General features: G+C 39.6%; 10 protein-coding genes. 8 read left to right on the top strand and 2 right to left on the bottom strand.

Annotation, left to right across the window (positions count from 1 at the left end):
• Positions 1 to 152 precede the first annotated feature (152 nt).
• Positions 153 to 515, bottom strand: coding sequence for a hypothetical protein (locus HWV03_RS12745; RefSeq protein ID WP_211676245.1), 363 nt, complete (start codon positions 513 to 515; stop codon positions 153 to 155).
• A 180-nt stretch (positions 516 to 695) separates the two neighbouring features.
• Entirely contained in the window at positions 696 to 1,994 is a 1,299-nt protein-coding gene (gene bioA, locus HWV03_RS12740) for an adenosylmethionine--8-amino-7-oxononanoate transaminase (protein ID WP_211676244.1), read from the bottom strand.
• Between the two features lie 91 nt (positions 1,995 to 2,085).
• On the opposite strand from bioA, the gene bioB reads away from it, so the two are divergent.
• From bioB to HWV03_RS12700, 8 genes are all read left to right on the top strand, one after another.
• Positions 2,086 to 3,168, top strand: a complete 1,083-nt coding sequence (gene bioB, locus HWV03_RS12735) for a biotin synthase BioB (RefSeq protein ID WP_211676243.1) — start codon at positions 2,086 to 2,088, stop codon at positions 3,166 to 3,168.
• Complete coding sequence (gene bioF / locus HWV03_RS12730) at positions 3,168 to 4,313, top strand: 8-amino-7-oxononanoate synthase (RefSeq protein WP_211676242.1); 1,146 nt, start codon at positions 3,168 to 3,170, stop codon at positions 4,311 to 4,313. Before bioB ends, bioF begins: the two co-directional genes overlap by 1 nt.
• Complete coding sequence (bioC, locus tag HWV03_RS12725; protein WP_211676241.1) at positions 4,310 to 5,098, top strand: malonyl-ACP O-methyltransferase BioC; 789 nt, start codon at positions 4,310 to 4,312, stop codon at positions 5,096 to 5,098. The genes bioF and bioC overlap by 4 nt, the downstream gene beginning before the upstream one ends.
• A 62-nt stretch (positions 5,099 to 5,160) precedes the next feature.
• Positions 5,161 to 5,859 (top strand): dethiobiotin synthase, encoded by a 699-nt coding sequence (bioD, locus tag HWV03_RS12720; RefSeq protein ID WP_211676240.1) that lies wholly within the window; start codon positions 5,161 to 5,163, stop codon positions 5,857 to 5,859.
• A gap of 125 nt (positions 5,860 to 5,984) precedes the next feature.
• Positions 5,985 to 7,361: a hypothetical protein gene (locus HWV03_RS12715; RefSeq protein WP_211676239.1), complete on the top strand. Its 1,377-nt coding sequence runs from the start codon at positions 5,985 to 5,987 to the stop codon at positions 7,359 to 7,361.
• Between the two features lie 242 nt (positions 7,362 to 7,603).
• On the top strand, positions 7,604 to 8,623 hold the full coding sequence (locus tag HWV03_RS12710; protein ID WP_211676238.1) for an AraC family transcriptional regulator: 1,020 nt from the start codon (positions 7,604 to 7,606) through the stop codon (positions 8,621 to 8,623).
• A gap of 124 nt (positions 8,624 to 8,747) precedes the next feature.
• Positions 8,748 to 9,923 carry a YCF48-related protein gene (locus HWV03_RS12705; RefSeq protein ID WP_211676237.1) on the top strand — a complete coding sequence of 392 codons (1,176 nt, stop codon included), beginning with the start codon at positions 8,748 to 8,750 and terminating at the stop codon, positions 9,921 to 9,923.
• Position 9,924: 1 nt separating this feature from the next.
• On the top strand, positions 9,925 to 12,291 hold the full coding sequence (locus HWV03_RS12700; protein WP_211676236.1) for an efflux RND transporter permease subunit: 2,367 nt from the start codon (positions 9,925 to 9,927) through the stop codon (positions 12,289 to 12,291).
• Positions 12,292 to 12,435 lie beyond the last annotated feature (144 nt).

The raw sequence follows: 12,435 nt of genomic DNA, 5'->3' as shown, positions 1-12,435 counted from the left end.
AGCATAAAAGCTCTTGCTGAGCGAATGATGATTGTTTAAGTAAGGATATATTACCTTTGCAGTTGTAGGATACAAGTAAAAACAATGAAAAATCATTTTGTTTGCTTATTATTTAGTAAATTAACTCGGATAATCGCAAATGGTTGAGGATTCTAATGGTAATTAATTTGTTTTTTCTTTTGTTGCAGTAAACGGACTTGGTTTAAAATGCTACGATTCAATTTCATGGGGGGAGTGTCTGCAGGGCTGATTTCGCGTTGTTTTAACGTTTGTTGTAATTGATCAAAATAACTTGATTCACTAATATTAATATCGAGCATCAAGTTGTAGCGCTCTGACAACCCTTGTGTACCGGTTGCATGTTCAAGTTTATTGATGATGTAATGCTCAAATTGAGCTTCCTGGATATAACCTTTGATACTGCTAAGGGGCTCAATGATTTTAATATAAATAATATACGAGATAGTGCAAAAGCTAATTAGACTTAAACTGAATATCAATAAATTATTGAGCATAAATGACCCCACAAACTAAGATTAAATTAATGTAACAAACTTAATATTCCGTTTGTTACATTAACGAAAATAAAGTACGCAGGTCATAAAATAGACTTGGTACCCATAGTTTAGCAAAGACTATTTTTATTATATTGCAAGTGAAAACAAGAGAAAGCTAAATACATATTGGTTAATATGTTATTGAGCCCAAATGTCAGCATCAAGCACTTGTTTGATCACATGACATAATTTGGTGAGCTCTGAATCTGAAATGATGTAAGGGGGCATAATATACAAGAGTTTACCAAAAGGCCTGATCCATACACCTAGCTCAACAAATAATACTTGTGCTTTAGCCAGATCAATCGATTTTGTGGTCTCAATCACGCCAATACTGCCCAATACGCGTGCATCAGCAACATTTTTATGTGCGACGAGGGGGAGTAATGCTTGTTGTAACTGGTCTTCTATTCCTTTAACTTGTCGCTGCCAATTACTTGCCATTAATAAATCGATACTGGCATTTGCGACTGCACAGGCAAGTGGGTTCCCCATGAATGTTGGGCCGTGCATTAATACGCCGCTGGGTCCATTACTGATTGTTTCTGCAACATGGCGGGTGGTTAATGTTGCCGCTAGTGTCATGTAACCGCCTGTGATGCCTTTACCCAAACACATAATGTCAGGTGTGATGCCCGCATGTTCACAAGCAAATAACTTTCCTGTTCGGCCAAAACCTGTCGCAATTTCATCGGCAATCAATAACACTTCATAACGTTCGCAGAGTAATTTTGCTTGGCGTAAAAACTCGGGATGATAGAACTTCATACCGCCAGCGCCCTGCACGATAGGTTCTAAAATAAGCGCCGCTATGTGTTGATGGTTTTCTATTAACGCTTGCTCCAGATCTTGCATGGCACTCTGCTGCCATTGTTCGTTAAATTTGATGCTTGGTGCGTTAATAAAGTATTGCGGCGCCAAGAAACCTGTAAACAATTCGTGCATGCCATTATCTGGATCGCAAACTGACATCGCGCCAAATGTATCCCCGTGATAACCATTACGTATGGTGACAAACTTCTTCTTCGTCGGTTGTTGATGGTGCCAATATTGAATTGCCATTTTCATTGCGACTTCAACACTGACAGACCCTGAATCGGACAGGAACACACATTCGAGACCGTCGGGTGTAATATCGACTAATTTTTGGCATAAATTAATTGCTGGATCATGAGTGATGCCACCAAACATCACATGTGACATTTTACTTGCTTGTTTTTGCATTGCTTGATTTAGCGCTGGTACGTTATAGCCATGAATTGATGCCCACCAAGAAGACATGCCATCGATTAATCGTGTACCGTCATTTAACGTGAGATAAACCCCCTCAGCACTATCAACATGGTAACAAGGCAGGGGTTTTGTCATCGATGTGTAAGGGTGCCAGATGTGCTGCTGGTCGAACTTCATTAAATCACTGTTTGTTTTTTGAGTCATTGTAAACCTTAGTTTTAGCATTTGGTTGACCTTGCGGCTATGCTGGATAGACTAATCGAGTTTAAGAATAAATTCAAATAAAGGATTTTAGATGACTAATAGCGTTCGCCATGATTGGCAACTTGATGAGATTGAAGCACTATTTAACCAACCGTTTAACGATTTGATGTTTCAGGCTCAAACGGTTCATCGTCAGAATTTTGATCCAAACAGTGTACAAATCAGTACGCTGTTATCAATCAAGACCGGCGCTTGCCCTGAAGATTGTAAGTATTGCCCACAGAGTGCACGCTATACAACGGGTATTGAGAAAGAACGCTTGATGCAAGTAGAAACAGTACTTAAACGTGCAGCTGAAGCAAGAGATAATGGTGCAAGTCGTTTCTGTATGGGGGCGGCTTGGAAAAACCCTCACAAGCGCGATATGCCGTATTTAATTGATATGGTTAAAGGCGTTAAAGCAATGGGACTTGAAACTTGCATGACGTTAGGCATGTTAGCGCCGGAACAAGCGCAATCTCTTTCTGCCGCGGGTTTAGACTATTACAACCATAACTTGGATACGTCAGAAGAATACTACGAACAGATTATTACCACGCGTACCTACCAAGATCGCTTAAATACCTTAGATCATGTCCGTGAGGCTGGAATGAAAGTATGTTCTGGTGGGATTGTTGGTATGGGTGAGCAACAACTTGATCGGATTGGTTTACTTAGGTCACTTGCTAATTTACCACATCATCCAGAAAGTGTGCCAATTAACATGTTAGTTAAAGTGGCCGGAACACCGCTTGAAGATACGCCAGATTTAGACGAATTAGAGTTTGTACGTACCATTGCGACTGCACGTATCTTAATGCCTAAATCTTATGTTCGTTTATCGGCTGGTCGCGAAGCGATGAGTGAACAAACGCAAACGTTATGTTTCATGGCGGGTGCAAATTCTATTTTCTACGGTTGCAAGTTGTTAACAACGGATAATCCAGATGAAGACAGCGATAAGCGTCTGTTTAGAAAACTTGGTTTACAACCTGCGCGTATTCGCGAAGCAAGTGATGAAGCGCAATCTGCGCAGTTGTTGGATGAAATCGCAGAGCAGGCGTCACCGTCATTGTTTTATGATGCGACAGCTGTTGATACAAAAAATGTTGATGCGACGAGTGCTACACATTAATGGCTTTCGAATTCATTACACAAGTATTACACCAGCAGCAAGTTAATTCCTTGTTACGCACACGAGCGCTCAGTAATGGCGCTATTAATTTTTCTGCGAATGATTACTTGGGGTTATCGACACATCCGGAGCTAATTAGTGCTTGGCAGAGTGGGGCAAACGAATATGGTGTCGGTAGTGGTGGCTCTTTTTTGGTCACGGGTTATACCAATGCTCATGCCGCACTGGAAGACAAATTAGCTGAAATCACAGGCTATGAATCGAGTTTGCTATTTAATTCAGGTTACAGTGCCAACCAAGCATTAATTAAAGTCTTGTTAGATAAGCATGATTTATTGGTTCAAGATAAGCTTAATCATGCTTCGTTAATTGAAGCGGGTCTTTATTCACCTGCGATCATGAAACGTTTTAAACATAATGATAGTGAGCATCTTGCACAAATTCTGACTCAAAACCGCCATCGACATACGAATTCACTCGTGGTGACTGAAGGTGTGTTTAGCATGGATGGCGATACGGCTGACTTACAGGCGATTAGTCAGCAGTGTAAAGCGCATGACAGCTGGTTGTTGGTGGATGATGCTCATGGATTTGGTGTTCTTCCAAAGGGACGAAATAGCCTAAAGCAGCATAGTTTATTAGCCCGTGATGTTGATTTGTATATGGCGACGTTTGGAAAGGCTGTTGGTGTATCGGGTGCATTCGTTGCTGCTCCCAAAGACGTTATCGAATATCTGGTTAATTTTTCAAAGCCTTATATATACTCAACAGCGATGCCAGCTGCTATGGCGGTATGTATTGATAAAGCCTTGACGATTATGGCAACAGAAACATGGCGTGTCGCGCATTTAAGTCAACTTATTACTTATTTTAAGCAGCAATGTTCTTTACGTAATATCACTTTAATGCCGTCTGATACCGCCATTCAACCACTTATTATTGGTGATGCAAATAAGGCAATGAAGATCAGTCAATATCTAGCGAGTAAAGGTTTGTTAGTAAAAGCCATTCGTCCGCCGACGGTGCCACAAGGCTCATCACGTTTGCGTATTACTTTATCAGCCAGTCATAGTATTGAAGATATTGATTTATTATTGACCCGTCTAAAGGATGCGCTAGATGGTCGTACAGGAGGCACTGCATGATTGATAAAAATGCCGTTGCACGTTGTTTTGGTAAAGCGGCTGCGAGTTATGATCAACATGCACTCTTGCAGCGATTATCCAGCGATAAGTTATTGCAGTACTTACCTTCGGTGCCTGATATGATGACCCCCTTTGTAACGACTGTCGATCTTGGTTGTGGTAGCGGGGCATTACTACCAACATTAGCGGAGTGTAGTGAAAAGTTGATTGCGGTTGATTTATCTTTTGGCATGCTTTCTCACGCCCAAGAGCATCATCAATTAACCACACCTACTTATTGGCTTAATGGCGATGCGGAGTCGCTACCATTACAGTCTAATAGCATTGACTTGTGTGTCTCTAATTTAGCATTGCAGTGGTGTGATGATTTAGCTACGCCGTTACTTGAAACATCGCGTTGCTTAAAACGAGGTGGCTTGATGTTATTCAGTACCTTGGTTGCGGGTAGTCTTGATGAACTGGCGCAATCATGGGCAACTGTTAATGCGCATCGTCATGTAAATCGTTTTTTGTCTGAAGGTGAAATTAAAGCTGCGTTATTAAAATCGGGTTTGAGTGTAGAGTGTTTTCAAATTGAAATTCAAACGATGCATTACTCAAGTGTTAAAGACGTCATGTTAAGTCTAAAAGGCATTGGGGCCAATCATGTACATAACAAAGACGCGAAACCTACAACGCAGGCTGAACTGAGGGCATTCAAAGCCAATTATGAAAAGCGACGTGATAACCAAGGCTTGCTGCCACTTAGCTATAAACTGGCTTACTGCTTATTGCGTAAACGTTAATACACCTGAACGAAAGACATTTTAATTTAAGATACGCTAATTTAAAGCAGAGAAAGGCATCAATGATAAATCATAGGAAAAAAGTATTTATTACCGGTACTGACACAGACGTTGGTAAGACGGTGATTAGTTGTGCGATTCTTGAATACGCCAATAATTTAGGTTTTAAAACGGTAGGGTTAAAGCCTATTTCTGCTGGTTGTGAATTAACCCCTGCGGGTTTACGTAATGAAGATGCCTTGTTATTACAGCAACATGCATCGCACAATCTAGATTACGACATCATCAATCCCATTGCTTATCTGGAACCGATTGCACCACATATCGCAGCAAAGAAAAAAGGCGAATTTATTGATCTTACGTTAGTAGATACCGCTCTCACTAAGGTGCCAGATGATATCGACTTTACTGTTGTTGAAGGTGCTGGAGGCTGGCATCTTCCTATTGATAACAGTCACTATTTTTCATCTTGGGTAGCTGAAAATAAGTTAGATGTTATTCTTGTAGTAGGGGTTAAGTTAGGCTGTTTGAATCATGCGATACTATCAGCGCAAGCTATTCAACATTCAGGTGCTAATCTGATTGGTTGGGTTGCGAACAGTCTTGCGATCGATATTGCTAATTATGATGAAATGATAGAAACATTAACGGTGGCATTACCTGCTCCACTCATGGGAAAAATGCCTTATTTGTCATTAAGTGAGGATAAACAGGAAAAACCAGCTAACTATTTGGATTTAACTTCTTATTTAGCGTTGTAAAGGATAATATACTTAGCCATAAATACCCCATCAAATTTTAATGTAAACGTTATGTTTCACTGGGGAGACTTTGATCGTGCGTTCTATGTAAGGAGTACGTGTAATAACTAAAGGATGTACAACGAGTGGCTAAGATTGTTTTAAAGCAAGAAGATAAATTATCATTTAAATTGAATCACCTGATCCCGCAAGGTGGTTATCGTCGTGTTGATGTGTATTTTTTATTACCGAATGAAATGGGAATCAATCCGCAGACATTGACGGAAGAAGGTTACTTCTATCGTGGTATTCAAGGTAAGCGCGCGTATTATTCTGAAGGTTTACACCTCCCGTTAGTACAAAGCCGTTTTGCAAGTCGAATGAAACGTTCTCCAGACGAATACCGTGTTAACTTAAATCTGTTTGCTTATCAATTTGCTAAAGCCTTCGAAAAAGATATCAGCAATATTCAACAGCAAATCGAACCGCAATTATTCTATTCTGCGCTAATAGAGCTTAATGATGTCGCAAAATCGATTATAAAGAAGTTTCGTCGTAATGCCCCGGCAGATGAAAAATTAAAAGCTTATTTTAATAATGTGGATAATTATCTGTCATGGTTTAGTGAGCAATGCTGTTATAAAGCGTTATCAAAGCGGAAAAAAAGCAATGAATTTCTTGATGAACGGGCTGAAATTATAGGTTTTTGTCGTGGTGAAGCTAAGTATCGTTTAGAAAATGGATATAATTCGCCAAGAACCTTATTAGACCCTAATCGAATTGCGAATAAAATGCGTTTGTTGCGTCGTTTAATCGAGCATGGCGTGATCTTTAAAGAAGAAACTCAGCAATTAGGTAAACACCAGAAAAAAATCGTAAAAGGTACTGCAACGTCACTTGTGATGGTGATTGTATTAAGTATGATCTTTTTTGCTCAAGGTGAGTTAAAAGGTTTAACCTATGCTTTAATTGCTGTGTTATCGGTTATTTATGGCTTCAGGGAGATCTTTAAAGATGAATTTAATAACACTTTATGGCGTTGGATCCGTAAGGGACGCCCAAAATGGTCAAGAAACCTAATCGACACATCAAATAAACAAATTATTTCCAAGCAGCGTATATGGCTGGACTACATTAAACAGAGTAAATTACCAATCGTTGTACGTGACGTATTATATCGCCGTCGTCCGCAAAACAAGCAAGAATCAATTCTATTACACTATCGCCTTGATACTCGAGTGAGTAACAAAGGTTTCCAAGCGGGCTATGATCGTATGCAAGAGCAGATCTATTTTAGTGTGCGTCCATTTATTCGTTATTTGGAACGTGGCACCGGTGCTGTCTATGCAGAACATGATAGTAAAATAAGTAAAGAAGCGATTGAAAGACGTTACCAAGTTAACGTGGTAGTTGGATTAAAAGATGATAGTGCTAAAGTCGTTTACGAGCGCCATAAAATAACAGTTAATCGATCAGGTATTCTTGATATTGAAGCTGCTGATATATTTAGCGAGATTCTTTAACCGTGAAATTATATTTATCTAGGCATTAAATCTATCGATAATCTAATGCCTTTATGATCATTTAATCAAACGTTTGAATTATTATGATACTAAGCTCTTATTTTTGAATTAACCTTGTTGCGAATATGTTGCCTGTGTGGAATATTTGTTGTATGTATTCGTGCGTTTTTGATCGATAGTCTATCTGTAAACCATCTATTATTAATAAAGCGGCAATAAATATAAGCAAAGGAGTGCTAGCAATGGACGGACAAGGAGATGTTATTGGTGGTTGGCTTGTTGCGCTCTGTAAAGCCTTGCAATGGAAAGGTATTGAACCTCTTGAACTGCTGTCTAAATCAGACATTAACATGAATGACATTACACATGTAGGCAGCCGTGTGCCGATTAGTCTGTGTAATAAACTTTTCGAGCAATCAGTTGTGTTAACAGATGACCCACTCTTACCAATTAAAGTTAGCCAATGTATTGTTGCGACAACGTTTCACGCGCTTGGTTATGCATTACAAGCATCCTCGTCTTTACAAGATGCATTTACCCGTTTAGTTCATTATGATCGTGTTTTGAGTAGTACATGCCGCATTAATCTAAGCGAAGATGAAACGTATTGTTATCTCGCGTTAAATCTGAATGAGACCGAAAGCGATATTAATCGTATCGGTGCCCAACTTGAATTAACAATGCTGCTGTCCATCATCAAAATATGTCGTGATCTATCTAATCCTGGTTTTGCACCAATCAAGATATATACGACTGTCGACAGTCGTTGTCACGAGCAATTTGAAGCCCATACTGGATGCTCTATTGAATTTAGTTCAAGTAAATCTATGCTGGTAATGGATCGTGAATTGTTATCAAAACCCCTTCCTAATATTGCGCCTGATCTCACGTTATTAAGTGATCAGGCGGCAGATGATTATCTCGCAGGGCTGACGAGTAATAATGTTGTAAGTAAAGTACGTTCAGAAGTCGTTTCACGGATGGCGACAGGCATACCTAATATTGATCTGGTGGCTGAAAAATTAAATTTCAGTCAGCGTAGCTTACAGCGAAAATTAAATGATTCAGGGACGAGTTATAAAGATTTAGTTGAAAATATTCGTCAAACAATAGCCGAGCAACACCTCAATCAAAACCTTTTATCTTTGGGGGAAATAAGTTACTTATTGGGCTTTTCTAATGTTGCCAATTTTTCTCGTGCTTTTAAGCGCTGGAAAGGGGTCACACCAGGTGCATATCGAGGAGAACATTACCATTCGTAAATAGTTGTTGGTTGGTTCACAACTGTTGAATTGTTTGCATCAAATGACGGCTATATAACCATTTGATGAAAATTTGGGGTCTTAGTGAAAAGACGCCGTAAACTTAAGGGATTAGGGAGTACAAATGCCAAGTATGGACAAAAAATTGTTGGCGCTGTTATGTACATTAAGTTTACCTGTACACAGTGCAAGCGAGGAACAAGCGCTAAACACAGCAAACGGTTATGTAGAGAATAATGTTCTACTGGTCGCGGCTGAAATGAATAGCCTTGTAGAGAAAAGTGTTTTTTTAGAAATTGATAATTATGCTAAGCGACAAATATTGGTTGGTGAGTACGGCCGTATTTTGGTTCGAGAGGATAGTAACTCCGCTTGGCTTCAGGCTAACGTGCCAGTGCAAACAACGATAACCGCAGTTGATTTTATTGATGAGAAAGTGGCTTGGGCTGTGGGTCATCAAGGTGTCATATTAAAAACAACGGATGGTGGTCATAATTGGAATAAGGTTTTTGATGGTCTTCAATTAACAAACCTACTTAAATCAAGTTTAGAGACTCAAGTTGTATTGTTAACAGCTGCATTTGAACGGGCCGAAGTTGCGGGTATCGATGAAGATATGCTGGATGAAATTGAAATGCAACTTGATGATGCATCGTATAAATTAGAAGATTTAACGGCTAATTCTGGCATTGAAATTTCATTCTTTGATGTGCTATTTAGTTCAGCAGATTATGGCCTTGTTATTGGCGCTTATGGTGCAATGTTAGAGACTAAAGATGGTGGTAATAGCTGGGAATATATCGGTTTTAAAGTGCCGAATCCTGAAGGTTTCCATCTTAATGCATTAACAACAGATGCAGAAAAGAATATTTATGTTATTGGTGAGGCTGGTTTCGGTATTGCAACGTCAGACCAAGGTCAAACTTGGCGTTCGTTAGATATTGATTACTCGGGGTCATTATTTGGTATCGAAGTGCAAGGAAATACACTCTACAGCTATGGATTACGTGGCAACATGTTTACGTCGAAAAACCAAGGCGATACTTGGCAGCGCTTAGATACAGGCGTGACAAATCATATATTTTCTGCTGACTGGCTAAATAGCAAGGAGTTGTTATTAGTGGGGGCTGGTGGTCTAAAACTCGTTTATGATGGGCATGTCTTTAATGATATTTCAAAATCGAATCAACGTATTGATATCACATCAGTTAAAGTAATTGATGGTAATGTTGTTACAACGGGTCTCCGTGGTTGGCAAAGCAGTCTGAAAAATGAATTAGTACAGGGAGGTCTAAAATAACATGGAAAAACTAACTATTTGGATCGAAAAACAATTATTTGGTTTTAAATATGTGGTGTTTGCATTCATCGTATTGCTCACTGCTTTTTTAGCTTATAACGCAAGTTTAGTGAGGCCGAGCGCATCATTCGAAAAGATGATCCCAGTACAGCATGAATATATTCAAAACTACTTAAATTATAAACAAGAGTTGGCCAGCTTAGGTAATAGCGTCCGCGTTGTTATTGAAAATGAAAAAGGCGATATCTTTAATGCGGACTTTCAAGAACGGATGCGCGCATTGAATGATGAATTGTTTTTTATTTCGGGTGTTGATCGCTCTGGGATGAAATCAATTTGGACCTCAAATGTGACTTGGGCTGAGGTAACAGAAGACGGTTTTGTTGGTGGTACTGTTATACCAAGTGATTATGATGGTAGCCAGCGCACGCTAGACCGATTACGCCGTAATGTAATGCTATCTGGGCAAGTTGGTTATTTAGTCGGTGATGATTTTAAGTCAGCGGTATTCTTATTACCTTTAATGAGCATAAACCCGGATACAGGTAAACCTTTAGATTATAATCAATTATCGAATACGTTAGAAGACATACGCAGTAAATATGAAGTAGACGGCGTTAAAGTACATATTACAGGATTTGCCAAGGTTGTTGGTGATCTTATTGCTGGTGCTGCAGAAGTCGTTATCTTCTTTATCACCGCCATTATCATTACTTTCGCTTTACTATATCTTTATAGTCGTTGCTTAAGAAGCACGATAGTGACAGTTACTTGTGCACTGGTTGCGGTTATTTGGCAATTAGGATTACTTAACTTATTAGGGCAGGGCCTAGACCCTTACTCTATGTTAGTGCCATTTTTAGTATTTGCGATTGCGGTAAGTCATGGTGTTCAGTTAATTAGTTCAATCGGTCAACATATGGCTGCTGGCAATAAAGCAGAACAAGCTGCGCGTCTTGCGTTTAGATCTCTCGCAATTCCAGGTCTAATTGCATTGTTAAGTGATGGTCTTGGTTTTATTACCTTGAATGTGATTGAAATTCAGGTTATTCAAGATTTGGCCACTGCAGCGAGTGTGGGTGTTGCGGTTATTTTGTTAACTAACTTAGTGCTGTTACCCATTTTAATGTCTTGGACAGGAGTGTCTCCTGCGGGCATTAAATATTTGCTAGCTGAACAATCAAAGACGCCGCTAATTGTCACTGTGTTTAGCCGTTTTGCGGATGCAAAATGGGCTAAGTCTGCATTAATATTCGGTGTGGTTTGTCTTGCTGTTGGTTTGTATCAAGGACAAGCGTTAAAAATTGGTGATCTCGACGCGGGTGCGCCTGAATTACGCGCTGACAGTCGCTATAATTTAGATAATGCGTATGTTGCAAATAATTACCAAGCGAGCACTGACATCATGGTGTTAATGGTCGAGACCCCCGCAGAACAATGTAGTAGTTACCATACATTGAATGCAGTAAACCAATTACAAGCACATGTTGAAGGTATTCCAGGTGTGCAATCAACGCTTTCTGTAGCGACGATTGCTAAAAAAGCTATTGTGGGCATGAATGAAGGTAATCCAAAATGGCAAGGATTAAGTCCTAATCAATTAGTACTTAATGCTGCCGTAGGTCGCGCGCCTGCTGCGTTTATGAATAATACGTGTAGTATGTTACCGCTTATTATTTATCTTGATGATCATAAAGCGAATACACTCGAAACTGTGATTGCTGATATCACTGCTTACACAGCAGCGAATAAAACTGAAGGTGTTAATTTTGCGCTGGCGGCTGGTAATGCGGGTATTGAAGCGGCGACAAACAGCGTGATTGAGAAAGCACAATATCAAATGTTGATGTGGGTATATGGCGTGGTTGGGCTGCTTTGCTTCCTGACATTCCGTTCAGTCAAAACACTCATATGTATTATTTTGCCTTTAGCGCTGACCTCTATCTTAGGCCAAGCGCTAATGGCTACATTAGGTATTGGCGTTAAAGTGGCCACATTACCTGTCATTGCATTAGGTGTGGGCATTGGTGTGGATTATGGCATCTACATTTATAGTCAGTTATCAGCCCGTTTAAAAATGGGTGATAACTTACAAGATGCTTATAAGTACGCATTATCCAGCACCGGTAAAGCGGTTGCATTTACTGGTGTTACCTTGGCTATTGGTGTGTGCACTTGGGTATTGTCACCCATTAAATTTCAAGCTGACATGGGCTTAATGCTTACTTTCATGTTTATCTGGAATATGATTGGTGCTTTATGTTTCCTACCAGCGCTAGCATGGTTGTTAAATATTGGCGGTAATACTCAAGTCGTAACACCAAGTCAGCCTACTCAAATAGAGGTGGGTAAAAATAACGCGGTGTAAACTTATGTTTGTTATTTTAATTGACTTAATCATTATCATTTAAAAGGCTGCTCCATTTGGGGCAGCCTTTTTATTAATATGGTTAAAAAACAGTTATTATGAGGTTCTATGCATTGAAAGTTTGGTATTTTAGTTAACCTAGGT

This window comes from Moritella sp. 36 (genome assembly GCF_018219415.1).
Classification (GTDB): domain Bacteria; phylum Pseudomonadota; class Gammaproteobacteria; order Enterobacterales; family Moritellaceae; genus Moritella.
This window is presented reverse-complemented; position numbering and strand designations above follow the sequence as displayed.